The 25505-nt window shown below is 61.3% G+C and carries 15 protein-coding genes; 12 read left to right on the top strand and 3 right to left on the bottom strand.

What is annotated here, in order from left to right; all coding sequences use genetic code 11:
• Positions 1 to 651 precede the first annotated feature (651 nt).
• From AC1DZQ_RS19445 to AC1DZQ_RS19435, 3 genes are all read left to right on the top strand, one after another.
• Positions 652 to 1197 carry a DUF6361 family protein gene (locus tag AC1DZQ_RS19445; RefSeq protein WP_476965040.1) on the top strand — a complete coding sequence of 182 codons (546 nt, stop codon included), beginning with the start codon at positions 652 to 654 and terminating at the stop codon, positions 1195 to 1197.
• A 408-nt stretch (positions 1198 to 1605) separates the two neighbouring features.
• Positions 1606 to 4743: a helicase-related protein gene (locus tag AC1DZQ_RS19440; RefSeq protein WP_476965039.1), complete on the top strand. Its 3138-nt coding sequence runs from the start codon at positions 1606 to 1608 to the stop codon at positions 4741 to 4743.
• Between the two features lie 4 nt (positions 4744 to 4747).
• Positions 4748 to 6643, top strand: a complete 1896-nt coding sequence (locus AC1DZQ_RS19435; RefSeq protein ID WP_476965038.1) for a helicase domain-containing protein — start codon at positions 4748 to 4750, stop codon at positions 6641 to 6643.
• 22 nt (positions 6644 to 6665) lie between these two features.
• Here AC1DZQ_RS19435 and AC1DZQ_RS19430 read toward each other — a convergent pair whose 3' ends face one another.
• Positions 6666 to 9821: a DEAD/DEAH box helicase gene (locus AC1DZQ_RS19430; RefSeq protein ID WP_476965037.1), complete on the bottom strand. Its 3156-nt coding sequence runs from the start codon at positions 9819 to 9821 to the stop codon at positions 6666 to 6668.
• 327 nt (positions 9822 to 10148) lie between these two features.
• Between AC1DZQ_RS19430 and AC1DZQ_RS19425 the strand changes: the two genes are divergently transcribed.
• The 3 genes from AC1DZQ_RS19425 to AC1DZQ_RS19415 all read left to right on the top strand — a co-directional run bounded on the left by AC1DZQ_RS19425 (position 10149) and on the right by AC1DZQ_RS19415 (position 13858).
• Positions 10149 to 11885, top strand: a complete 1737-nt coding sequence (locus AC1DZQ_RS19425; RefSeq protein ID WP_476965036.1) for a hypothetical protein — start codon at positions 10149 to 10151, stop codon at positions 11883 to 11885.
• Position 11886: 1 nt separating this feature from the next.
• Positions 11887 to 13158: an MBL fold metallo-hydrolase gene (locus AC1DZQ_RS19420; protein WP_476965035.1), complete on the top strand. Its 1272-nt coding sequence runs from the start codon at positions 11887 to 11889 to the stop codon at positions 13156 to 13158.
• A gap of 145 nt (positions 13159 to 13303) precedes the next feature.
• Positions 13304 to 13858, top strand: a complete 555-nt coding sequence (locus AC1DZQ_RS19415) for a hypothetical protein (RefSeq protein ID WP_476965034.1) — start codon at positions 13304 to 13306, stop codon at positions 13856 to 13858.
• 846 nt (positions 13859 to 14704) lie between these two features.
• On the opposite strand, the gene AC1DZQ_RS19410 is transcribed toward AC1DZQ_RS19415, so the two are convergent.
• Complete coding sequence (locus AC1DZQ_RS19410; protein ID WP_476965033.1) at positions 14705 to 15799, bottom strand: DUF262 domain-containing protein; 1095 nt, start codon at positions 15797 to 15799, stop codon at positions 14705 to 14707.
• A 386-nt stretch (positions 15800 to 16185) separates the two neighbouring features.
• Here AC1DZQ_RS19410 and AC1DZQ_RS19405 point away from each other — a divergent pair, with 386 nt between their 5' ends.
• From AC1DZQ_RS19405 to AC1DZQ_RS19385, 5 genes are all read left to right on the top strand, one after another.
• Positions 16186 to 17235, top strand: coding sequence for a LacI family DNA-binding transcriptional regulator (locus AC1DZQ_RS19405; RefSeq protein ID WP_476965032.1), 1050 nt, complete (start codon positions 16186 to 16188; stop codon positions 17233 to 17235).
• Between the two features lie 139 nt (positions 17236 to 17374).
• Positions 17375 to 18697, top strand: a complete 1323-nt coding sequence (locus tag AC1DZQ_RS19400; RefSeq protein ID WP_476965031.1) for an ABC transporter substrate-binding protein — start codon at positions 17375 to 17377, stop codon at positions 18695 to 18697.
• An 80-nt stretch (positions 18698 to 18777) separates the two neighbouring features.
• Positions 18778 to 19851, top strand: a complete 1074-nt coding sequence (locus tag AC1DZQ_RS19395; RefSeq protein ID WP_476965030.1) for a carbohydrate ABC transporter permease — start codon at positions 18778 to 18780, stop codon at positions 19849 to 19851.
• Positions 19848 to 20801, top strand: a complete 954-nt coding sequence (locus AC1DZQ_RS19390; protein ID WP_476965029.1) for a carbohydrate ABC transporter permease — start codon at positions 19848 to 19850, stop codon at positions 20799 to 20801. The genes AC1DZQ_RS19395 and AC1DZQ_RS19390 overlap by 4 nt, the downstream gene beginning before the upstream one ends.
• Complete coding sequence (locus tag AC1DZQ_RS19385; RefSeq protein WP_476965028.1) at positions 20798 to 22420, top strand: alpha-amylase family glycosyl hydrolase; 1623 nt, start codon at positions 20798 to 20800, stop codon at positions 22418 to 22420. Before AC1DZQ_RS19390 ends, AC1DZQ_RS19385 begins: the two co-directional genes overlap by 4 nt.
• A 97-nt stretch (positions 22421 to 22517) precedes the next feature.
• Here AC1DZQ_RS19385 and AC1DZQ_RS19380 read toward each other — a convergent pair whose 3' ends face one another.
• On the bottom strand, positions 22518 to 23168 hold the full coding sequence (locus AC1DZQ_RS19380; RefSeq protein WP_476965027.1) for a DUF4352 domain-containing protein: 651 nt from the start codon (positions 23166 to 23168) through the stop codon (positions 22518 to 22520).
• Between the two features lie 462 nt (positions 23169 to 23630).
• Here AC1DZQ_RS19380 and AC1DZQ_RS19375 point away from each other — a divergent pair, with 462 nt between their 5' ends.
• The gene (locus AC1DZQ_RS19375; protein WP_476965026.1) at positions 23631 to 25301 is read left to right on the top strand and encodes a helix-turn-helix transcriptional regulator; all 1671 of its coding nucleotides are present in this window, start codon (positions 23631 to 23633) and stop codon (positions 25299 to 25301) included.
• Positions 25302 to 25505: the final 204 nt, after the last annotated feature.

The raw sequence follows: 25505 nt of genomic DNA, 5'->3' as shown, positions 1-25505 counted from the left end.
TACGTTCTTGCGTGCGCGCATGCCTTTTCGGCGATCCAGGTGTAGCCGGTGTCCCTGGTTCCCCCTTAGGTGGGCAACGATGTCTTCAGCAGACAGGCACGGATGAGCCACCTTGGTCTTCCCCCCATTCGGCCCGGCGGGCCACGACTCCCGATGATACCGGACAGGCTCTGCTAAGACCGGCTTATCGGCCTCGCAGTCCATGCGAACGAGCCGGACCTGGATGTTGGCCCAAGCGCGCATGCGTGTGGACGGCGGGGCCGAGGAACCGGCTGGGCGTAAAGCCATGAAGTCACGCCGATTTTGTAGTGACCGAGGTGTGCAGAGCAACCTCGGCAAATCTACTCGCCAGCCCAGAGGTTCACGCGTTGGATGGAGACGGCTCTGCAGGACTTGGCAAGCGCCCAGCTTCCATGATCGCGCCGAGTGATTGGCGGCCGACCTTCGTGAGAAGGCAGTCACGAAAGATAATCCACATGCCATTGCTGCAAGTGCACGTCTCAAGATTCGCTATTGAATTGCTAGAGACTATCCATACTTCGTGGCTGTTCGAACCGGACGACATGGGGTGCTGCCAGGGGACGAAACGTACTTGCGGAGTGCCACCATTGCATTGGTACGGCACCAGCACAGAAGCGAGTCCTCGGCACCATGACCTCTCTCATCTCCTGGCTGGACGCATCGACTGAGGAAATCTCGGAGATGGGCGAGCTCGTGAAGCTGTTAGGCACGCCGGAGACCACCCATGACCTCGGCATGGGCCGGCTCTGGGATGTGATCAGCACCAGCTTATTCCCCGGCACCTCAGTCCTGCACTTCGGGGCGCGCTACATGCTCCTCGTCCCGTGGGCCTACCAAACAGCGCACGGCTGTACCAGGGGGCCGGAACACCTCCGGAGGCGGGACGAGGAATCAGAGCGGCAGCTGATCGGGCGGTTCAAGGAACTCGGCGTGGAGAGCTTCGTCGGCAGGACCGCAGGTCAAAACGTGCATCTGGTATCCGAGCCTGCCCAAGGGAGCGCACAAAATCGAACGGCGGCTGCTGGACCATCCGTGAGCCGAGACGTGCCCAGAACGAAGCACATGCTTGCAGGGCTCGCGAAATACCGGCGGACGCTGGGCCAGGCCCGACAGGATGATCTGCTGGGTCTGATCAAGGACGGGACTGAGATCAAGCCGCTAAATTTGCGGCCTTGATAGTAAACGGCCCTCGAGCACCGCTTTCGGCCGACCCGCAATCTCATTGTTAGTTCAACACGCCCGCCCTTCCGACAACACCAGGGCGACTTAGCCCTAGAATTCATCTATCTTTGCCGCCTGCCTATTGGCGCGCGACATTGTCGAAATGGGGGATTTACTTGATGTGCACAACAACCATCGAGGCTACGACCGGAAGCGGTTCGCGTGGCCACTGACAACAGCTGCGGATATCATCCTCAGGTTTCCGATCTTGGAATACTCGATGATGGAAGGGCCGGCAGAATTCTGTTCGTGGCCCCTCAACCGAGGGACTTGAATGTAGACCACGAGTATCGGATCTTGCACAGCCCCGACCATGAGATTCCACTCCGCCCTGGGATCTACTGGGCCAAAGTAGATGGCGAAATGGATGCCCTAGTCATTGACGGGCAGGCTGTCCCAGGTCGTACGCCCCTGCCCGCCGAACAAGTCACCCTCTCGGAAGCGGATGAAAATTCCCTCGGTGTTGTTGGAATGGACTGGCTCGAGTCCTGGTGGGACGAAGCCGTGCACGTTGAAGCGCCCAGGTTACCTGCCTCGGGCGGAGCGGTTTCACGCAGCACCGGCCTAGACGTAGTCATCATGCGACGACAGCTGACGGGCTCTAACTGGTCTTACGTGATTCGCCAAGACGGTCGAATTGTGACGGTTTCCGAGTCAGAACTCGAACCAATTCCGGAGGTCGCTGCCACCCAATCCTGGTTGCTTGAGAAACCCGCGTCGCCTGAGTCGTTTTCCGCCATGGTGACCAGAGCCAAGCTCAACCGGGGCGTCACAGACGCAATCTTCTCGTATGGGGTAACGAAGACCATCATCAACCCGTTTCAGTTCAAGCCTGTCCTGAAGTATCTGGATTCCGCGATGGAGAGGATGCTAATTGCTGACGAGGTTGGATTGGGCAAAACCATCGAAGCCGGGCTCCTCTGGACGGAGATGGCGGCGCGAGGGCAAGCGAATCGAGTCGTAGTGGTCTGCCCTGCGGCACTCGTGCCCAAATGGCAACGTGAGATGAGCGAGCGCTTCGGCTTCGAGCTGGAACACTACTCAACAGCAGACCTCCGCAGGGTAGTTGAAAGGCTTGAAGCAGGGACTCTGCCCCAGAACTTTGCTGCTGTTGTTTCCATCCAAACGTTTCGGACATTTGACGCTCTCCAGCAGATGGAGGAGCTCAACTTCGCATTGGACCTATGCATCATTGACGAGGCGCACCAGATGCGTAATCAGGGCACAGCTAGCCTGAGGCTCGGTCTTTTCCTCCGAGATGTGTCTGGTTCACTGGTGCTGCTCAGCGCAACCCCGCTAAATCTCGGCAATAGCGATCTGCTGTCAATGATGCGTCTCATCATGCCGGGCGAAGTCGAGACGAAAGCCGACCTCGAACTGCGAATAGACCACCACGAAGCGCTCCAAGCATTACGCAAGAGTGCAACTAACCCCAGGATTTCTAACGAGCAGCGAAGGGAATGGCTTGGCGAGATTGCTGGCTCCCGCATGGGACGCGCTCTTCGAGAGCGTGCTGCTTACAAGAGGCTCGAAGAGCTACTCGCCACCGACGAATATGCTGTGGCATCAGCACCAGTAATCCGCGATGCTTGCAACCAGCTCCATGGCCTGTCGTCGGCCATCACGCGGACCCGAAAGTCGGAGGTCAATACAGTCCGCGCTGTTCGCGAGGCAATGAACGCGGAAGTCGAGTGGACCGACGGGGAGAAGGCCTTTTACGACGCCTACGTCGACTGGCTTAGGCAAATTGCGCTGGAGCGAAACCTTCCCACGGGCTTCGCTCTCCAGATGCCACTTCGCCTTGCCAGTTCATGCCTTGCTGCGGCTGCGCGACAGGTCCTCCGACTTGAAGCTGACGAAACGAGCGACGGCGACGGTCCGCCATCGCCACGTAAGGGAAGCAGCCTACTTGCGGCTGAGGTACCACCGGCCAACGTCCAGTCGCTCGCGCGCAAGCTCGGGCAAGTGGACACAAAGTTCGACGCGTTCCTCAGGGCACTCAAGAGTCCCGGAATGGAAGGACGGTCCGCTCTAGTCTTCACGTTCTCACGGAAGACCCTTAGCTACCTCTATACCCGGCTATCCCAGACTCACCGTGTGGCGGTGCTCCACGGAGGAGTAGCGCCGGAAGAGCGCGAATCGATTATGAGGCGCTTCCGGGCGGGTGAATTCGACATCGTGGTTGCTACTAGAGTCGCCAGCGAAGGCCTCGACTTCGAGTTCTGCTCGCTAATCGTCAACTACGACCTCCCATGGAATCCTATGGAAGTCGAGCAGCGTATTGGGCGTCTTGACCGCATCGGGCAGAAGTCGGACAAAATTTTCATTCTCAACTTTTCAACGCCTGGGACGATTGAATCGCGGATTCTAGACAAACTCATGGATCGCGTCGGAGTCTTTGAACATTCAATCGGCGAACTGGAACCGATCCTGGCCGAGAAGTTCGAAAATTTAGCGGACATCGTTGTGGACTTCCGGCTGAGCGCCGAAGAACAGGAGCGAAGGATTAATGAGGCTATTGCTGCTGTAGAACAGACCAAGGCCGACGCAGCCGAGCTCGAGGAGTCGTCCGCCAAGCTTCAGGCGGAGGACCAGTTTGGCATCAAATCCGTCGAGGAGAGGATCAGCCGCGGCCGATACCTAGGCCAGTTCGAGCTTGCCCACCTCATTGCGGACTGGGCACGCCTCCGCGGGGGTTCGGTCAAGGTGGACATCAAGAGTAAAAAGATGCGGGTGGATCTGAGCCAAGAAATGCTCTTCAAAATTGTGGAATGGCGGAGAAGTGAAGGCCTGACATCAGCCGAAGTTTCGCGCGTCGAAAGGGCGGGGCGAGCCAAGGCTCCGCTCCTCATGTCCTTGGACGCCGAGGAAGCCCGAATGGAAGGCGGTTCCCTCCTCAACGGCCATCACCCGTTGGTCCGAGTGGCAGCACATGACTTTGCGCCCCATCACGTCCCCCGATTTGCCGTTCTGCGCGCCGCGGCCGACTCCACATGCCGGCCGGGAACCTACCTACTGGCCCTGGCAGCAGCCGGTTGGACCGGGCTACGTTCGACGAGCGAACTATGGGTAGAAGCCATCGATCTGGAAACGGGCGAGCACGCCTCCGCCGAACTGGGTGGCCTACTAATGACCAATGTGGCCGAAGGCACCCTTACAGCTCCATCCAGCGTGGCTGCCCATCAAAACGCCGACATATTCTGCGAGCAGCTGCTGACTGATCTCGAAATCCGTCGGCATGCCGAGCAAGAACGCCGACAGGCGGAGAACGACGCCCTCATTCTCGAGCGAAGGGTCCGCGCCGAAGAAGTATTCAAAAACCACCAGAAGTCCATTCGCGAACGAATAGCCCAGTCCACCGCCCAGACCATCCACATGTTTGAGGGCCAACTTCGGCGGGCCGAGGAGCGCCGAAATGATGCTTTAGCGCGCATTTCTCAGAGCGCTCACTCGAGTCTTGATCTGGAAAACTTTGCTCTACTGCAGCTGGAAGTGATCTAACAAGGTGGACAAGAAGCAAGTTCTCGCGTTCGAGAACGCAATGAACGACCTATACCTCGAAGCGGTGGACAGGCGGGAGATGCCGCGAACTGCAGGAATCCGCGAGCGTAAGAGGACGGACTTCAGCCCGCTCACCGGCCGCATCTCTCTCGAAGGCGACGAACCCGGTCAGGTGAATAACTATTACATCGGCCCTATGCATGTCGCGGTTGATGATCTGTACGTCATCAGTTGGACGGCGCCTGCCGCCGAAGTCTTCTTCAGAAATCTTAAGACCTGGCAGTCAAATAAAGTTCGTGTCCAGCGTCGCTTTATTCAGAAAGTGCGCAAGCTGGCCAACTACGCCGACTTGTGGGTCGGTCGGCCGGAGAGCGAAGCCTTCCCACGGGAGCGGGCCGACGAGAAACCGCCTGTCCCGAGGCCGTCAGGCGGTTCGAAGTGGCTGGCGGGCGCTAAGGCTAAGGCTGCACCCGACTCGACGCCGGAGGGGCCGACTACCTCGGCTCCAGGGGCTGTTCCCTATGTGGCAGCCGACCCGCCACCGACGACGATGGAAGATCTTCTCCGTGAGACGCTGGCCGCTCCCCGTTCGCTCGGACTTTCTTCCGTTCTGGCGACACTTCAACCGGAACAATACGATCTAGTCACCTACGCGATGGACAAATCGCTCGTCGTTCAGGGGCATGCCGGGACGGGAAAGACCATTATCGCAACCCACCGCGCTGCCTGGCTTGTACACGGCGACCGCAGGGACGCACTGGGGCGCATCCTACTTCTTGGGCCTACGCCGGCTTGGGAAGCGCACGTCTCAACGGCCGCCAGCGACCTCGGAATCGGAGGGAAAAACATTCTCATCGGCTCCGTCCACGGCCTAATCCTTGAAGTCCTAGGATTCGAACTCGGGTCTATCCGTCCCCGCCCTGTAGATGCGGCTCGGGTTCCAGAAGGAGTCGATACTCTCGTCCGGGTTGCTGCCCTCAACTCACGCAAAAGCGGGAAGAAAGGGCTGGAGGCACTTGCCGCTTTCTACGAGGAGTTCGTGACAGGGCTGCACCTCAACGAAGAATCCGCGGAAATCGCAGAATGGGCCGGCGGACTACCCTCGACGTTCAAAGGTGCCCGCAAAGACCCCCTCATGTGGCCCCTACTCGCCTATGTACGCATCCTTCTCGAACCTGGAGATCTTTTTGAGCATGTCATCGTTGACGAAGCCCAGGACCTGAGCCTCTTTGAATGGCGTCTACTTGAAGAAATGAACATCGGCAGCTGGACTTTGGTGGGCGACATGCAACAACGTCATTCGCAGCAGGTGAAATCTTGGTCGGACGTCACATCTCGTATCACTGAGACTCGATGGGACGAGCGCGTAATCAACGACGGCTTTCGGACCTCTCAAGCTATCGCAGACTTCGCAGCGGCACTCCTTCCAAAATCGGCAGGCCTCCGAAGGGCCTCTCCTCTCGGTCGAGGGATTCCCCCGAGAATTATCAATGCTTCCGCTATTGGGCGAACCGTCGAATCCATTGCACTGGCGGAGTGCCAGAGGCTGGCTGCAGACCGACCCGAAGGGACGGTGGCAGTTATCACCCCTCACATTGAAAAGGTGGTCCAGGAAGCCCGCATCTCAGGATGGTCGCCAGAAGATAGATGGACTTGGGCGGACAGAGATCTTCTCAGATACTCCTTTCTCACCCCAGAAGAAGCTCGCGGCCTTGAGTTTGACGCAGTCGTGGTCGTCGAGCCGGCCACTTTCCGCGCCAACTCCGGGTCCGACGGACGGCTATACACATCGCTGACTAGGGCCAACCTGGAGCTCGTTGTAGTCCACGCCCGTCCCCTTCCGGCAGCTCTGGCAAGGGAAGCCCAGCAAATTACCTTGGAGAATCCGTTCGCGCGTTGAATGTATCCTGAGGATCAGCGCCCTACTGCGCCACCGCAGCCGCCGTCGCAAACACATCCGCCGGCATCGGCCGGTGCAGCTTCCAGGTTATGGCGATCGGTCTCTCGCCCGTGTGCTGGACATAGTCCACCTGGCCGAGGCAGGTGTACGGAACGGTCAGTCCCGTCTCGTCCTCTGACGTGTCCCGGGTGAAGACCAGAATCTTCGAGCCGTGCGAAGCCCTGTCCAGATAACGCTTGCCCGTCGGGCTACCCGGTGAAGTCGCGTTCTGCGACTCCCAGTGGAAGAGCTCTGGGCTGATGGCGTAGTCCTTGTACATAGTCGTGGCGGAGTGCTTCTTGTCGTCCTTGTTGAGCGTGACAAAGAAGGCGTCCGTGGACGTCGCAGGGCACCAGGCCACGCCCTCGCGGTGCTGGACGTTCTTGCCAAGTTCCAGCGAACCATACTGCAGCGCCGCCAGGATCTCTTCCCGGCGGTAGGTGGCATGCGACAGAAGCGGAACGTGCTGCAGCCCCGCGCCGAGGCCCTTGGCAGCGTGCTTCGACGCCGCCACTCCGAGCTTCACAAGCTGGCGGATCTCGTTGCAGACAAACTGGTAGCCGCGCAGATAGTCTAGGCCGTCGTCGTACGACTGGAAGCCGCCGCCGTCGTCCCAGAGCGTATAGAACAGCATGCGGGCGAACGTCTGTTCCCGCATGCCGAGCTCCGCGTAGCGGGGCGCGTCGGCGCCGACCAGCATTGAGTAGGCCTCGGCGCGTTCCGGATCGTCCACATGGATCAGGGCAGCCATGCGGCCGAGGAGCTTCTTCTCGTCGGCGTCGGACAGTTCCTGGATCTTCCCACTGAGGACAGCCTCGACCGGAGAGAACCCGTCGATCAAACCGGCCTGGCGGAGGTAGCCGGTCCAGGAATCCTTGGTCGAACGGTAGATCGACTTCACGTCGTTCCCGGACCGCTCCAGGTAGGCCTCGAGCTCGGTCTCCGCGTACGAGGCGATGTCCCGGACCAACTGCGCTCGGTTGAACCGCAGCTGCGCCTTGATGTTGTCCAGTACCACCTTCTGCGCCACGCGGTCCAGCACGATCTGCGAGCCCGACGGCAGGTACGGGAACTCGTCCTCGAAAGCCTTTTCCAGCTCCTTGCGCCCATAGCCGGTCAGTGCCCGGTAGCGCAGATCGAAGCGGAACTCCCGGCGCTGCTGGCCGATGAAGTCCATCACCGTCAGCACCGCCTTGCCCTCGGCACGGCGCAGCCCGCGCCCCAGCTGCTGGAGGAAGATTGTGGCGCTCTGCGTGGGCCGGAGCATCAGGATGGTGTCCACCTGCGGCAGGTCCAGGCCTTCGTTGAAGAGGTCGACGGCGAAAATGCAATTGATCTCCCGTGCGCGGAGCCGCTCCAGCGCCGTCTCGCGGTCGGCGTCGTCGGTACTACCGTCGACCGCAACGGAGGCGATGCCGGCGCGGTTGAAGACCTCGGCCATGTAGCGGGCGTGCTGGACCGAGACGCAGAAGCCGATGGCCCGCATCTGTTCCGTGCTGGTGACCTTATCGCGGAGTTCGCGGATCACCTTGGCGGCGCGGGCGTCGTTGCCGGTGTAGAGGGTGTTCAGCTGCGCCGTGTCGTAGTTGCCGCGCTTCCACTCCAACTGGCTGAGGTCGACGTCGTCCGAAACGCCGAAGTAGTGGAACGGCACCAGCAGATCGGCGTCCAGGGCATCCCACAGGCGCAGTTCGCTGGCGGTGCGGCCGTCGAAGAACTGCTGGGCGACGTCGACGCCGTCGCCTCGTTCCGGCGTCGCGGTCAACCCCAGGAGCTGCTGCGGCTGCAGGTGGTCCAGCAGCCGGCGGTATGTGGGCGCCATGGCGTGGTGGAATTCATCGATCACAACGACGTCGAAGAAGTCCGGTGCCAGCTGTTCAATGCCGAGGGATGACAGTGACTGGACGGAGGCGAAGATGTGCTTCCACTGCCGGGGTTTGTGTTCCCCGACATAGAGTTCGCCGAAGGCGCCGTCCTGCATGACGTCACGGTAGGTCCGCATGGCCTGTTTCAAGATTTCCTGACGGTGGGCGACGAAGAGCAGCTTCAAATCACGGCCGGCCGCTTCACACAGGCGTTTGTAGTCCAGGGCCGCGATGACGGTCTTTCCGGTGCCGGTGGCCGCTACGACGAGGTTGTGGTTGAAGCCCTTGAGCCGCTCCGCCTCCAGGTCTTCGAGCATCTCCTCCTGGTGGAGGAACGGCTGGACCTCGAGTCCGGTGGCTGCCCCAGGGATTGCCGTCCGCCGGCCGCCATTGCGTTCCAGCGCGGCGTCCAGCATTTCGCCGTCGCGCTCCGGATCGTAGCTCTGGAAGGCGCGCTGCGCCCAGTAGCTGTCGAACGTAACCTCGAACTTGTTCAGCAGTGCCGGCGTGCCGACCGAGCTGAGCCGGACGTTCCATTCCAGGCCCTCCAGCAGGGCAGCCTGGCTGAGGTTCGAGCTGCCGACGTAGGCAGTGTCGAAGCCGGAGTTGCGGCGGAACAGCCAGGCCTTGGCGTGGAGACGGGTGGCCTGGGTTTCATAGCTGATCTTCACCTCGGCCCCGTAGCGGGTCACGAGCTCGTCGATAGCACGGCGTTCCGTGGCACCCATGTACGTGGTGGTGATGACCCGGAGTTTGGCACCGCGCTCTTTGAGCTCCTCAAGCGCCGGATGGAGCAGGCGGAGACCTGTCCAGCGGACGAAGGCGCAGAGCAGGTCCACCGTGTTGGCGGACTCAATCTCGGTCCGGAGCTCCGCGGCAAGGTTCGGATCGTCCTTGCTGTTGGTGAGCAGTGCGGAGTCACTCAGCTTAGTTGTGGGCCGGCGCAAGCTGCGGCGTTTGAGAGTGTCCGGGCGGTGGAGTGATTGGAGCTGGGTGGGGCCCTCGGCGATGCGGTCTGTGTGGTGCAGTTCCTGGAGGAGTTTGTTGGCGAGGGCCACGCGTTCGCTGGGTTTGGCTGCGGCCAGGGCTTGGCGGACGGCGTTGGCGACGTGGCTGGAGAGGATGTCCGGGGCGTCATCGTCACCAACGTCTGCGAAGGTCGGTCGCAGCTCGGACCCGTTGTTCAACAGGTGGCCGAGCCTGTCGGTGTTGAGTAGTTCATACAACCCCTCGGGCAACTGACCAGCTGCCCCTCCCCCGATGAAATTAGTCACTGCGCCAGGGTAGGGGATATAAAACGAAATGCTACGTGAGGCACGCGACGAACTGGAATTCCCGCCCCATCGAGGGCTTCGACGCGGCTCGGTCTCTGTTGAGATCCAGCTTCGAGACAATCGGCTTATTTTAATGTCGTGCCACGGCTTGTGCTTTCGGAGTGTCGGTAACTCGAAGGTTTACTAAGCGATAGGCTCTGACGCATGGCTCCGAACTCCTCTGACATCCCGAGATTCGGTCCGCCGATTCCACCTCCACAGCGGCGCCGCCTACGGACATTCGCGTTCGACCCCATGTCAACTCGACTCTCCGGTCGATTTCTCCATGTGGACATCCCCTTTGAGACGGGTTTGAAGCCCGGCCCTTATGGCAAGCTTGTGCACGTCGTCGATTTTGATGAAGTCAGGAACGAATGGTATGCCCCAGTAGATTTGAACGATCCATGGTTGATCTCACAGGATGGGTTACGCCCGTCGCAGGGAGATCCTCGATCGCATCAACAAGTCGTGTATGCCGTTGCTATGAGCGTCATTGAGCGCTTCGAACGATTTATTGGTCGACGTTTCCGGTGGCGGTATCAGCAGACGCTTCGATTGGTGCCACACGCATTTGAGGGTCAGAACGCGTATTTTGATTCGCAGCGCCGGGCAATCTTGTTCGGATACTACCGAGCGCATGAAGAAAACCCGGGGGAAAACATCCCCAACCAGATGATGTTCACATGCTTGTCAAACGACATAATCGCACATGAGGTTACGCATGCAATTGTTCACAGACTAAGACAGCGTTTCATTGAATCGAGTAATCCTGACGTAGCCGCATGGCATGAAGCTTTTGCGGATCTCGTCGCGCTCTTTCAGCACTTCATTCATCAAGATGTTGTACGTGAAGCGGTTGCCGCAACCGCTGGAGACCTGCGAAAAAATGCAGGTCTCCTCGACCTTGCCCGCGAGTTTGGTGTCTCTTCAGGACGTGGCGGTTCACTTAGATCGGCAGTGGACGAGGCCGGCGCACCCAAGTCGTTCCGCGCGTCGCTTGAACCACATGAGCGCGGGGAAATATTCGTCTTGGCGATTTTCGACGCATACCTGGAGAGCTATCAATCTGGCATCGCTGACCTCCTCAGGATCGCGTCCGGCGGATCGGGTGTACTGCCCGCCGGGAGTTTAAATCCAGATCTCGTGAATCGGATCGCGGATGTTGCAGTAAAGACGGCAGATCGTATTCTGGGGATTGTGGTGCGAGCCTTCGACTACCTTCCCACTGTCGACGTCAATTTTGGTGATGTGGTGCGAGCCATAGTGACTGCTGACAGGTCCGTGTTTCCAGATGACGACCTTCGGCTTCGTGGCAACCTCGTGGAGGCATTTAGGCGGCGAGGAATAGTTCCACGTAGCGTGGCATCGCTCACCGATGAATCACTCATGTGGCCTTCCCCCGAGAGTCCACTTAATTTGAACACCGCCAACGGAATCGACCTGCCGGGCCTGATACTTTCCGCGACAATGGACCTGGATTCAGCCGGTGAGGCCGGCCCCTTCGGGAGCCCGCTGGGGAGTCGACGCAGACGCGATAGAAACCTTGCAGGTAGCTTGCGTTACTGGGCAAGGGCTAACGCTCTTGAACTTGGATTTGATCCTGCTCTGCAAATATCGTTGGACGGCATCCACGTTGCTTTCCGACAATCGGCCGACCATCTGGCGCGCCCCGAGATAGTCATCCAGTTAGTACAACGACGTAGGGACTTCGAAAACTCGCTGCTCAAAGAGGATGAGCGCCCTATCTTCCGCGCTGGAACAACTATCATCGCCGCTGTTGATGGGCGCGTCGAACACGTAATTTCCAAGCCTCTCCCCATGTCACCAGAATCTGCGACAGACCCTAAGCTCGCCTCCATGTCAGCCGAACAAAAACATGCCGCCGAACAACGGCTAGACGATATCCGGACTTGGTATAGCAGGGTACAAGACAGTGATGACATGACACCTTGGACGATTGGCGCCACTCCTGGACTCGTGAACTTCTCCGAAATGCATCTAGACGCAGCCGAGGGCAAGAATTAATATGCAAGCTTCCGAAGCTACTGTAGCCGTGCGAATGTACAATGTCGGATTCGGAGACTGTTTTCTAGTCACAGTCCGGCGCGCTGAAGGTGTTTGGAGAATGATTGTCGACTGCGGCACACACCGCCAAGGTCGAACAAACTCAATTTCCGCCGTAGTGGATACTCTCATATTCGACTTAACGGACGAGGGTAAAATTCATCCACATGTGGATGTCGTCGTGGCAACTCATCATCATGAGGACCACATATCAGGATTTGCTTTGGCCGCATGGGAGAACGTCTCCGTGGGTGAAGTGTGGCTACCATTCATTGAGGATGACTCGGATCCAAGCGCCCAGAAACTTCGTCAGTCGCAAGAAGAGACTGCAAACATTTTGCTCAGAATGATTAATGGAATTACGAAGAATATGCAGCCAGGCGCTTGGCCACATGATATGCGGTGCGCTCAAGACTTTGCTCTTAACTCCAGTCGAAATGCGATGGCCGCAGACCGACTCTTGGGACGCAACGGCAAGGGGTTCAAAGGCATTCACCCGACAATTCGCTTTCTCCCATCCTTGGACGAGAGAAACAATGTCTTGCCCGTTGGCGACGGCTGGGGAACCATACGCATACTAGGTCCATCGCGCGATCCAGAGCGGATCAAATCGATGAACCCTCCCAAACGCGTAGGATGGCTGCGGCTAGACGGACTTCGCGAATCTGAATCTCGACAAGCTGGGAGTGAAACTGCCCTGTTCAATCCGCAGTATCACGTTCCTTCGCTGTCCATGACGTCTGAACTTCGCGCGGCACGGAAATCAATATCAAATAAGAAAATGATCAACGAAGAAAGCATTCTTAGGGCGGCTTCCATGCTTGAGCGTTCAATAAACAACACAAGCCTGTTCTTCGTATTGCAAGTTGGGATGACAAAGTTACTATTTCCCGGTGACTCTCAACACGGAGCGTGGGAACACGTGTTGGATGATCCCGAATCGCGAACGTTCCTGAACGATATATCTCTATATAAAATTGGCCATCACGGCTCTCATAATGGCACATCAAAGCACTTTGTCGAAGACATCTGGGCCAAAGGTGCCACGGCAATGCTTCCGTGGGGCTTCGTCAAACGTTGGAAAGATGCCATTCCGAAGCGCGAACTTATGGACGCTCTAGAGGATCATAAGCACGAAGTGATTCGAGCGGACTCTGAAGTCGCGACTGATTCAGAACGAGTGAAACGGGATGCTAATAACCTTTGGACCGAAGTTTGCTTCCCCATCGATTAGTGGACAGTGGGCCACTTCTCAAATAACGTCTATAAATGATTCTTCTCGGTTTCGGGAGAGACTGCATTTATCTTGATGACTAATAACCAATCAAGCCGGTCGTGCTGATGTCGCTGTCTCATAGAACTACTTAGGAAAGCATATTGTGAATGATTTGATCATAGAGGGTGTAGACACCCGTTCTTGGTTCAGCAGTCTGGGCTTAGCGCCAGAAACGCCTGCGGAGATCCAGCATGTCGTGGCAGTATTGTTCCGGTCGGCAGTCGCATCGACGGCCCATCGCGCCGAAATTGTTAAAGTCGTTTCTCCTCAAAAGCTTCCCCCAGGAATGTTCGGCCTGGTCCTCGAGCGATCAAAGCTTTTTATCCAAGTCAAGGGGATATCGACCACTCGCGCGGCCGTATACGCGTTTTTGGCCACTACAATCGCCAGTCAAAGTATCGAGATAGGCGCGGCTGTTGGATTGGGTTCACAACTACTCGAAAAAGTTATGCGACTCAGTGAGTCCGAGTTGGAGCTCGTTCGGAAGTTTCAGCGGCTCTGTGCCCCAAGTTCCATCTACAAGACTGGGCTTCGTCTGGGTCAGATTCTAGAGTCATACCCTCCGTCCGAACAGGAAGCCGCAAGGGTCCTGCTGGCATCAATGAAGGCAAAAGGCGTCGTGGAAGAGGGCGCCGATCTGTGGCGAGTTGTTCTCTAGCCAGCTTGACAGCGCTCCGACTAGGACAGGACCTAGCGAAGGCAGCGAAATCGCGAGAGAGTACCTTTGCGCAGACTCTCCCGCTCCCCTCCGCAAGCAGGTTGAAGGTCAAAAGGGATTTTATCTCCTAAGTACTCCCTGTTGTGGATGGCCGTCGGATTAAGGTGGCCATGGGAGCGGGCCGGGGTGGTGACGCCCAAACGTGGTGGATGGCCCAGGACGGGCACTAGATGGCAGAGGCGCGCGCCATCGAATCCATCTCCGCAGCCCACCTCACGAACGCCGGCACTCCTCCCAGCGTCAAGCGAGTTACGTGGGCGTGCGCAGCGGTATCGGTGATTGGTCCTGAAATGTAGCTCGCCAGTCGCTGTGTTGATTCCTGCCCTCGGTGGGCGAAGTAATTCCGGGCAGCACGCAACTCGCCCAGAGGAGCCGGTGATATCCCGATCCCACCTGAGACGCTTGCAAGGTTCGGAATCTTCAAGCGACCTGCCGCCTCGATAGTCTCAGCTGGATCAAACCATTTCGGCTCCCAGTACCGTGATTTTTTGGACCTGCCTGTGTACGTGGACCTTAGGGCTACCATCGCCGCTGAGGCTGAATTGGAGCCCTGACGTTTCGAAATCACAGTCCCACCGAGCGTCGTGACTCCACCCTGCCAGGAAGCGACAATTAGGTCGCGACAGAATGAACTCCATTGATCCTGCAGCTGAATCAGCGCGTTCTCCCTTGCCAATGCGTGGGGCACTTCGCAGCCTGGGTCCGTTAGTGGCAAGGTCGCGTGCTGAAAAGCTTCAGCGATGGACGCGGCCTTCCTACTAAAACGCCAATAGCGCGCGCCCAGGTTCACCAGCCAAGCGACTTCCCCTGGATTGCGGACAGATAGACGGGAAATCTCACGCGCCGGCTACTAATCCGCTGTGTGCTGGATGTCGATGCCTTCCAGAAGGCCGACGCTGCCGCAGGCGGCTCATCGGTTTCCAGGAGCTCCCCGATTTGGAACAGCCGCAAAACTATCTCGTCGCGCGACGCGGGCTTTCCGGCCTCCGGAATTCCCTGCAGCTCTCCCTGCGGTATTCCGAAGAGACTATGAGCGGTAGCCGCAAACAGCATTAGGAAATGCGGAGCGTTCGAGATTGCTGTCTGGTCCAAGACTTCGGACAAGTTGCTGACGATATACTCCAACGTTGAATCCACGACATGCTCCGCAGAGCCCCGCTCGTAGTCCTTATCGACGCGTTCGTAAAGTGCAGTGACCTTGGGTTGCCCTCCATCTTTCACTCCTTCGAGTACTACGCCGTACAGCTCGGCCATCAAGGAATCCGATAATAGCCGTACTGCATCTCGTGCCCCAACGATGCGAAACTCTTCCCACAGAGTCGTCCATTTGCTCGACATCTCATGGACGGACCACTTAAATTCACCTTGATACTTTGCGTGTCGTAGCTCCGGTGGATTGACAGGGACCGTATATGAATTCAACCGAGAAAATACTTCAAGCACATCAGCGTCCGAAGCATTGATCAGCTGATCCACAGACAACTGATAACCCAGGAAACGTTCTTGTTCTTCTTCGGACAAATCACTGTAGCGTTTACCGGCGAAATCCTTGGCTCGAGATCCCAACGCAAATCGGTTGTTACCGAAATCCAGGATTGCACGAAGCCGCTGCTGACCATCGACGACTTCACGGAATGATCTTTTAGTTTGCAGATCGACTCGAGTGCGAACGTAAATCTTAGGTACTGGCAGGCGTCGGAGGATTGTGTCGATAAGGTACGTTCTGGCAGCCGGGGGCCAAACCTTACCGCGCTGAAACTCGGGGTTGAGCTTTAACTGTTTCTTCTCTTCCCATTCAAGAAAGTCCGCCACGGTGTATTGCTGCAGATCAGATGAAACCGCCAAGGATTTTCCTCTCGGATGATGGATATGTTCAATCAAGAGCCAAGTCTAGCGGCTGCATTTCCATCGGAAGTGTCGCGGCAACTTCGCGATCGCATCGACTTGATCCGCTAGACGGGTGGTCAGTGCGAGTGCCTGTCCAACTTCCGTCCAGCCGTGTTCGACGGCCTCGGTCTCATCCGCGAACCGAGAAGGGACAGCCTGCTCATCTCGGCGTCGTACCGGACTTCCTGGCCCGCCAATGAGCAGACCCATACTGCCCAGGCCCTTGTCTTTGATCTCCCGTTTACGAAACGCAACGCGATCCCACAACCACCCCTTACTGTTGATCCTGCACGCAACGAAACCGTTTACGTAAACCGTTTTCCGAAACCGATTACGTAACGCTGACATCAGCCAGCAGACACCCTCAGGGAGGAGGAACAGTGGTCACCATACGCGATGTCGCCAAGCACGCCGGCGTCTCTCCGGCCACCGTTTCCCGGGTTGTCAACGGGCTGGTCGGCTACTCGGACGAGACCCGGGAACGCGTCGAAACCGCGGTCAAGAGCCTCAGCTACGAAACGGACTACCTCGCCCGCGGCCTCAAGACCCGGCAGACCTCCGTGATCGGTCTCCTCGCCCCCATGGTTTCCGATGCCCTGGCCTCCCAGGTCATGCAGGGCGTGGAAGAAGAAGCTCAGGAACGCGGCTACGCCGTGATGCTCGGCCGCACCGGCGCCAAGTCCGCCTACATCGCCGGCTACCTCCGGACCCTGCGCACCTACCGGGCCGCCGGCGTCATCCTCATCTCCGCGGTGATCACGCCGGAGACGAGGCAGCTGCTGGGGCCCAACGTTCCCATCATCTCCGTCGCCATCAGCGACAAGTCCGGCTCCCCCAGCGTGGCCATCGACGACGAGCAGGCAGCCTACGACGCGACCCGTCACCTGCTGCGGCTCGGCCACCGGCGCATCGGTCTCCTGACCGGCGATCCGGCGTCGGTCTACGTCGCCCAGCCCCGGAAACGCGGTTACCTCCGCGCCATGACCGAAGCCGGCTGCACCCCGGTGACCGCCACGGGCAGCTTCTTCTACGAAAGCGGCGCGGCCGGCGCGGACGAGCTCCTGCAGCAGGAACCCGGCCTGACGGCGATCTTCGCGATGAGCGACGAGATGGGCGCCGCCGTCGTCAATGAACTGCAGCGGCGCGGACTCCGGGTGCCGGAGGACGTCTCCGTCCTGGGCTTCGACAACACCTCCACCTCCCTGCACGTGAACCCGCCGCTGAGCACCATGGCCCAGCCGCTCGAGGAGATGGGACGGATGGCCGTGAAGAAGCTGCTCCGCTCCCGCGACCTGGGGACGAAGATCATGCCGCACCGGCTGATCGAGCGCGGCTCCACCGCGCCGGTCAATTCACCACCGCCCAATTCAACACCGGCGAACCCCGCCCCGCCCGGCGCACAAGCCGGCGCGCAAGTCCCAGTCAGCTAGCCAAGACCCCAACAAACCACCCCCAACGGCGACAGCCGGCGCTTCCCCGCGCCACCAGGCAACCACCGCCGCGATTCCGCATGCACCAAACCACCCGCACCACCCAGCTCGCACCACCGAAGAAAACAAGGAGCAACACATGAGGCAGCGCCGCCGCACCTGGCAGACTCTTCTCGCCACCACCGCATCCCTGACTGTCGCCGCCGTCGCCCTCACCGGCTGCGGCGGGACCGCCACGGACGCAAAGAGCGCACCGAAGGCCGCTGCCGCGTCCTTCGAGGGCAAGGGCCCCATCAACTACGTCTCCAACCGCGACGCCTCCGGTGCAGCGAACAAGAGCATCGAGGAATGGAACGCCGCCCACCCGGAGGAAAAGGTCACGTTCATCGAACTGCCGGACTCCGCGGACCAGCAGCGCCAGCAGCTGATCCAGAATGCCCAGATCAAGTCGGATACCTTCAGCGTGCTGAACCTCGATGTCGTCTGGACCTCCGAATTCGCCGCCAACAAGTGGATCATGCCGCTGCCCGCGGACGCGATCCCCACGGACAAGATGATCCCCGCCACCGTCAACGCCGCCACCTACCGGGACACCCTGGTCGGCGCCCCGTACTACACCGACGGCGCGCTGTTCTACTTCCGCTCGGACCTGCTCAAGGCCGCCGGCATCGCCGCCCCGCCCAAGACCTGGGACGAGATGAAGACCGCCTGCAAGGCCATCCTGGCCCTCCCCCAGGCCGCGGGCATGTCCTGCTACGCCGGCCAGTTCGACAAGAACGAGGCCCTCACGGTCAACTTCTCCGAGGCCGTGGCCTCCGCCGGCGGCACCGTGGTGGACGCTGACGGCAAGCCCACTGTCAACACCCCCGAGGCCAAGGAGGGCCTGAACCTGCTGGTTGACGGCTTCAAGGAAGGCCTCTTCCCCTCCGACGCCATCACCTACCTCGAAGAGCAGGGCCGCCGCGCGTTCCAGGACGGCAAGCTCGTCTTCCTGCGCAACTGGCCCTTCCTGCACGCCTCCCTGAGCGCCACGGACGGCTCCAGCAAGGTGGCCGGCAAGTTCGGCATCACCTCCATCCCGGGCACCGACGGCCCCGGCGTCTCCACGCTCGGCGGCCGCAGCCTCGCCATCTCGCCCTTCACCGCCAACAAGGCCACCGCCCTGGAGTTCATCAAGTTCTTCACCAGCGAAGAGCAGGCCAAGAAGCGTCTCGCTCTGTCCTCCCGCGCCCCGGCCTATGCCTCCCTCTACGCGGACCCCGCCGTCGTTGCCAAGCGCCCGTTCTTCCCCACCCTGCTGACCTCGCTGAACAACGCCCAGCCCCGCCCCAAAGTGGTCCAGTACGGCGCCACCACCAAGGCCATCCAGGAAGAGGCGTACGCGGCCATCACCGGCAAGAAGGACACGGACACGGCCCTGAACGACATGCAGGCCAAGCTCACCGAGCTCTCCGCCAAGTAACTCCGCCCCATAGCAACCGCAATGGCCGGCCGGTTCACCCCGGCCGGCCCGGCAGCTGCAACCCCAGTGAGGTTCCCAGAATGACGACGACGACCGCTCCGCCCGCCGGCGCGCAGACCGGCACGCCCCAACCAGCCAGCCCGCGCAAACGCGGCCACCGCGGCACCCGCACCGCCGGTGAAGGCCGCATGGCCGCGCTGCTGCTCTCCCCCACCATCCTGGTGCTGGCCCTGGTGATTGTGTACCCGCTGCTCGCCGCGGTGCATCAGTCCCTCTACCGCGCCGAATCCGGGCTGGACGCGGACGGCTTCGTGGCCGACGTCGAATCCTTCGTGGGCCTGGCCAACTACGCGGACGTGTTTGTCGGCGAATCCGGCCGGCGCTTCCTCAACGCGCTGGGCAACACCACGTTCTTCACCGTCACCACGGTGTTCCTCGAGACCGTCCTGGGCCTCTGCCTGGCCCTGGCCATGAACCGCGCGTTCCGCGGCCGCTCCTTCCTGCGCGCCAGCATCCTTGTCCCCTGGGCCGTGCCCACCGCCGTGTCCGGCCTGCTGTGGCGCTGGATCTTCCAGTCCGACGGCATCGCCAACACCCTGCTCGGCAGCGAAATCCTCTGGACCGCCGAGGGCAACGCCTCCCGCGCGGCCATCATCATCGCCGAGGTCTGGAAGACCGCCCCGTTCATCGGCCTGCTGGTCCTCGCCGGCATGCAGGTCATCCCCGGCGAAGTCTACGAGGCGGCCAAGATCGACGGCGCCGGCTGGTGGCGCCAGCTCGGCTCCATCACGCTCCCGCTGGTCAAGCCCACCCTGCTGGTGGCCGTGCTGTTCCGGATGCTCGACGCGCTGCGCATGTTCGATCTCCCGTTCGTGCTGATCGGCCCGGGCAAGGAATCCGTGGAAACTCTCTCCATGCTCGCCTGGGACGAGTCCAACCAGCTCCGCTACGGCTCCGCCTCCGCGTTCGCGATCATGCTCTTCCTGTACGTCGCCGTCGTCGCGATCGTGTTCGTGAAGGTCCTCGGCGCCGACGTCACCGGCGCCAAGGAACTGAAACTCATCTCGAAGAAGTCCCGCATCAAGGCAACCCGCACGCGGGCGAACGCTGAACAGGCAACCGCCGAACAGAAGAAGGCCGAGGCCACCCGATGACCATCTCCGACCTCCGCAACGCCGCCAAAGACTCCGGCGCTCCGGGCGCCTCCGGTGCCAGCGCGCCCGACGCAACCGCCGCCGTCGGCCGCTCTGACAAATCGAACACAGGCAAGCCGAAAGCGCCGCGCACGTGGCGCTCCTACTCGGTGTACCTGGGCCTGGCGCTGATCTTCGCCTACTGCCTGGCGCCGTTCTACTGGATGCTGGTCTCCAGCCTGCGCCGCACCGCCGACATTTTCGACAACACCCTCCTGCCGGCCCCGTTCTCGCTGGAGAACTACGCCAAGGTGTTCGACGGCTCCACCATGTTCGGCCAGGCGCTGCTGAACTCCCTGATCGTCGCCGGCACCACCACGGTGTTCGCCCTGCTGCTCGGCGTCTTCGCCGCCTACGCGATCTCCCGGCTGAACTTCCGCTTCAAGTCGGTGATCCTGGGCGTCATCATCGCGACGTCGATGTTCCCCGGCATCTCCGTGGTGGTGCCGCTGCTGCGCCTCTTCACGGACCTCGGCTGGATCAACACCTACCAGGCGATGATCGTGCCGAGCCTGTCCTTCGCGATCCCGCTGGCGGTCTGGAACCTCACCACGTTCATGAAGGCCCTGCCGTTCGACCTCGAGGAAGCCGCCATGATCGACGGCTGCACCAAGTGGCAGGCGTTCCGCCGGGTCCTGCTGCCGCTCGCCGCGCCGGGCGTCTTCACCACCGCGATCCTGACCTTCATCCACAGCTGGAACGAATTCATCATCGCGCTGTCCATGATCAACGACCCCAAGATCCAGACCGCCACGGTCGCGATCTCCAAGTTCACCGGCGCCACCGAATTTCAGGCGCCCTTCGGCGAGCAGATGGCCGCCGGCGTGATCGTCACCGTACCGTTGGTCATTATGGTGCTGATCTTCCAGCGGCGGATCGTCGAAGGCCTCACCGCGGGCGCGAGCAAATGAGCCCTGCTCCCGGCTCGCTCGAGGAAACCACGATCGCGCAGGCCCCTGATTGGTGGCAGTCCGCCGTCATCTACGAGGTCTACCCGCGCTCCTTCGCCGATGGCGACGGCGACGGCGTGGGCGACCTCGCAGGCCTCATTGCCCGGCTGCCGTACATCGCCTCGCTCGGCGTTGACGGGATCTGGATGACCCCGTTCCAGCCCTCCCCGCAGGTGGACCAGGGCTACGACGTCACCGACTACTGCGGCGTGGATCCGCTGTTCGGCACCATGGAACAGTTCGAGTCGCTCCTGGAGCAGTCCCACGCGCTGGGTCTGCGGATCCTGCTCGACGTCGTCCCCAACCACTGCTCCTCGGAGCACCCGCTGTTCCAGGCGGCCCTCGCGGCCGGCCCCGGGTCGCCGGAGCGGGGCATGTTCCACTTTGTTGAAGGCTCCGGCGACGACGTCCCGCCGAACAACTGGCAGAGCGTTTTCGGCGGCCGGGCCTGGAGCCGCGCCAACCCGGAGTCCGAGACGGACAAGGACTGGTACCTGCACCTGTTCTCGGCCGGGCAGCCGGACTGGAACTGGCGCAACCCCGCCGTCGGCGATTACTTCGACGGCGTGCTGCGCTTCTGGTTCGATAAGGGCGTGGACGGGCTGCGCATCGACGTCGCGCACGCGCTGTTCAAGGCCGACGGGCTGCCGGACTCGCCCTCCACGGGCGGGGTTGTGGACGGGCTGCGGTCCAACCCGCAGGTCTCGGACCAGGAGGACGTCCACGAGGTCTACCGCCGCTGGCGCACCCTCGCAGAAAAGTATGAACCGCACCGCCTGCTGGTGGGGGAGGTCAACCTGGAACCGGCCCGCGCCGCCCGCTACACCCGCGCGGACGAGATGCAGCAGGCCTTCGCCTTCGCCTTCGTGAAACTCGGCTGGGAGCCGGAGGCGTGGGCCGCCGTCGGCAACGAGCTCGAGGCCGCCCGGCAGCTCCACGGCGCCGCCCCGACGTGGGCACTGGAAAACCACGACATCGTCCGCTCCGTCACGCGCTTCGGCGGCGGCGAGCCCGGCAGCGCCCGAGCCCGCGCTGCCCTGGTGGCTTTGCTCGGACTGCCCGGCGCCGCATACCTCTACCAGGGCCAGGAACTCGGTCTGCCTGAGGTCGACGTCCCGGTGGAGGCCCGGGTGGATCCGATGTGGGCCCGCGGCGGCGTCTGCCGCGACGGCGCCCGTGTGCCGCTGCCCTGGACCGAAGACACTGGCCTGAACCACGGCTTCTCGCTTGCTGACTCCGCAGGCGAGCCATGGCTACCGATCCCTGAAGACTGGGGAACGCACGCGATCGACCGACAGCAGCAGGACCCGCACTCCACGCCGAACCTGACCCGAACTGCTTTGGAGCTGCGCCGGCAGTTGTGGAAGAACGAGGTGTTCACCGCGGACGACGGCGGCAGTTGGCGGGTGGACGCCGGGAACCTGCTGATCTGCGAACGCAACGAGCACTTCCTCGTCGCCGTCGCAATGGGAACCGAATCGGCCAAACTCCCGGCCGGGACGGTGCTGCTCAGCGCCGCACCGCTCGAGGAGGCTGGTTGGCTGCAGCCGAACAACGCGGCTTGGGTGCTGCGGGACTGACGCTCCGTCCCAAGCAATTTCTCTAATTCTTGTTTGGGAGGTGAACTTTCCCAAAAAGGGCCCCCGAGTGAACTCGGGGGCCCTTCCGTCATGATGGTTAGAGGGAATTAGTCCAAGCGGCCCGATCGGAGAAGAATGAAAAGACCGGCTCGTAGAGGACGACGAACTTGCCTGCTTCGGCCTTCTTGTTGTCAAAGCACACGTCACCGCTGGCCTTACCACCCGGAGCGATCTCACCGGAGTTAAGCGTGTTATCGCTGCCTGTGAAGCCAGGATTCAGGATAGTGCCAGAAGGAGTCTGGAGCTTCCAGTCGAACGCATTGAAGGAAATCGTTTCCTTCGACCCGTTGCTCATTGTCGTTGCCGTGCAAATGGTCTTCCCAAATGTTGCGTCACCCTTCGCGATTGGGGCAGACGTAACAGTGGCGTCGCCGACCTTGAGGGCGGCACCGGCTTTTCCAACAACGTCACTGTCCTTGGCGCCCGGGAAAGCCGCTGTTGCCGGCGCCGCAGCCGCTGCCGCGGGCGCCGCGGCCGAAGCGTCTGTGGAAGGAGAGATGGCAGCAGAGGAGTCTTTCTTTCCGCCGTTGGAAACCGAGGCAATGATGATAATCACGAGAAGGATCAGAGGCAAAAGAAAGCGCTTCTTTTTGAACCAAGGCCGCGATGCCTTGCGATATGCCTTGTCCGCGGCGGCCTGAGCCTTGCCGTCACGTTTGGCGTCCGGAATAGTTTGATTCTCTGTCATGGCAGTTCCTGTCTTACTTATTTGGCCGATTCCCTGGGCGGCTTCTCCGCCATGCGGTGTCACTGAGATGTAGCCCTGTGCCATACCAGACAGATCAATCCCCCACGAGGAACTATAACCACATAGACGGGAAACATGAGTATTGGCTGGGAACTTCCGGTGAAGGTTCTCCTATGGGACGCCGGGACCGGGAATTATTACGTCAATTTGGCCATTCAGCAACCATGTCGCCTGACGTGTTCGACAGCTACGAGCTGCATCATCGACGGGCTCTGGCGGACGCCGCCGTCGTGATCGAATGCCCGGGCCTGTTAGCGCTTAGGCCCCGCACCTTGCCGCCCCTTAACCCCGGCGGTAGCCTGAAAAGCAGATGACGGGCCGCGCCGCCCACCACCGGTTCCGCGAGTGCCGGGCCGGGCAGCGCCCACAGGCTCAGACCCGCCGCCGGGAACGGGAGGCGCGATGTCTACACTCGCACACGGCCGGGAAGCCTACGCCGAACGGCGCTGGCCGGACGCCGTAGGGCAGTACACCGCTGCCGACCACGACGCCGAACTTCCGGCCAGCGATCTGGAACAGCTGGCCACGTCCGTCATCCTCACCGGCCGGGGCGCCGAGGGAGTGGACATCCTGGCCCGGGCGCACCTGAAATACCTCGCCGACGGCGACTACCCCTCCGCCGTCCGCTGCGCTGCCTGGACCGGGATGAACCTCATCCTGCTGGGCGAACCGGCTCGCAGCGCCGGCTGGCTCGCCCGCGCCCACCGGATCGTCGACGACCTGCCCGAGCCCTGCCCCTGCGAGGGCCTTTTGTCCATCCCCGCCGGGCTGGGCGCCCTCTACCAAGGCGACGGCGCCGCCGCCGCGGAAGCCTTCATCCGGGCCGCTGACCTCGGACGGGCACGCGGCGACGCTGACTCGGCGGCCCTCGGTACGCTTGGCCTCGGGCAGGCAAAGATCTTGCTGGGCGAGTTCGACGGCGGCTTGGCCCTGCTTGACGAAGCCATGGTCGCCGTCACCGTCGGGGAAATCTCCCCTATCCCCGCCGGGATCATCTACTGCGCAATGATCGAAACCTGCCATCTGGCCTTTGACCTGCGCCGCGCCCACGAGTGGACGCGGGCGCTGGACAGGTGGTGCGACTCGCAACAGAACGTGGTGGCCTTCAGCGGCCAGTGCCAGATGCACCGGGCCGAGCTGTACCGGCTGCACGGCGCCTGGACCGAGGCGATCGACGCTGCCAAAACCGCGCAGGACCTCGCCTTCCACGGCGACCATATGGCCACCTACGGCGGCTTCTACGAACAGGGCGAAATCCACCGGCTCCGGGGCGACTTCGACGCCGCCGAGGCCTCCTACCTGCACGCCCAGGAGACCGGTTTCCCGCCGCAGCCCGGGCTGGCGCTCCTGCGCCTGGCCCAAGGCAGGCCTGACCAGGCCCAGTCCCTGCTCCGGCAGGCCATGGACGGTGCCGCCCCCGACTACCGGCGCGGGATGCTCGCCGCCCGGGTGGAGATCGAAGTGGCAGCAGGCGACGCTCTGACAGCACGGACCGCCGTGGAGGAGCTGGCCTCGCTGTGCGCCTCGATCGACAGGCCCATGCTGCACGCCCTCGCCGAGCAGTCGGAGGCCTCTGTCCTGTTCCACGAAGGCGACCCCGCGGCTGCCTTGATCCTGGTTCGCCGCGCGTGGTCGCGCTGGCTCAGCCTCGATGCACCGTTCGAAGCGGCCCGCTGCCGCGCCCTCATGGCCAGGCTGTACACCGCGCTCGGCGATGAGGAATCCGCCCAGCTGGAGCGTGAGGCAGCCCGGGCAGTATTCTCCGAGCTGGGCGCCGCGCCGGCGCTATCGGAGCTTGAGCAATCGGCGCCCGCTGCGCCGGACGCCCGGATAGCCCCGGCGCCAACCACCGGGAACGACGCTCATCACGCCGCCGACGCCGGGCCGCTCACCGCCCGCGAAACCGAGGTGGTCCAGCTCGTCTCCTCCGGACTGAGCAACCGAAACATCGCTGCCGAGCTGTTCATCAGCGAAAAAACGGTGGCCCGGCACCTGAGCAATATCTTCGCCAAGTTGGGCCTGACCTCCCGGGCCGCGGTCACGGCCTACGCCTACCAGCACGGACTCGTCTGACCTCCCGCCCTGCATAAAACTACCCATTCCCGATTTTTCCCCGGCCGTGGGAAATGGGTGATTCGCCCGATTCGCCGTGACGCGGCGAAAAATATCGTTAATGGCATGAACGTTTCAGTTCTCGCAGGAATGGTTTCCACCGGCATCTTCGCGGTGAGCTACTTGCCCATGCTGCTCAAGGCCCCGCTGGTACCTGCGCTTCCG

The organism is Arthrobacter sp. P1_C12_2 (assembly GCF_056406415.1).
Note: the sequence above shows the minus strand (reverse complement) of the source record. Positions and strands in the feature narration are given on the sequence as shown.

What these genes read in the sequence shown, in the direction of transcription:
- AC1DZQ_RS19380 (WP_476965027.1), bottom strand. Translation starts at nt 23,168, where the DNA reads ATGACAGAGAATCAAACTATTCCGGACGCCAAACGTGACGGCAAGGCT.
- AC1DZQ_RS19385 (WP_476965028.1), top strand. Translation starts at nt 20,798, where the DNA reads ATGAGCCCTGCTCCCGGCTCGCTCGAGGAAACCACGATCGCGCAGGCC.
- AC1DZQ_RS19440 (WP_476965039.1), top strand. Translation starts at nt 1,606, where the DNA reads ATGGATGCCCTAGTCATTGACGGGCAGGCTGTCCCAGGTCGTACGCCC.
- AC1DZQ_RS19375 (WP_476965026.1), top strand. Translation starts at nt 23,631, where the DNA reads ATGTCTACACTCGCACACGGCCGGGAAGCCTACGCCGAACGGCGCTGG.
- AC1DZQ_RS19400 (WP_476965031.1), top strand. Translation starts at nt 17,375, where the DNA reads ATGAGGCAGCGCCGCCGCACCTGGCAGACTCTTCTCGCCACCACCGCA.
- AC1DZQ_RS19390 (WP_476965029.1), top strand. Translation starts at nt 19,848, where the DNA reads ATGACCATCTCCGACCTCCGCAACGCCGCCAAAGACTCCGGCGCTCCG.
- AC1DZQ_RS19445 (WP_476965040.1), top strand. Translation starts at nt 652, where the DNA reads ATGACCTCTCTCATCTCCTGGCTGGACGCATCGACTGAGGAAATCTCG.
- AC1DZQ_RS19395 (WP_476965030.1), top strand. Translation starts at nt 18,778, where the DNA reads ATGACGACGACGACCGCTCCGCCCGCCGGCGCGCAGACCGGCACGCCC.
- AC1DZQ_RS19420 (WP_476965035.1), top strand. Translation starts at nt 11,887, where the DNA reads ATGCAAGCTTCCGAAGCTACTGTAGCCGTGCGAATGTACAATGTCGGA.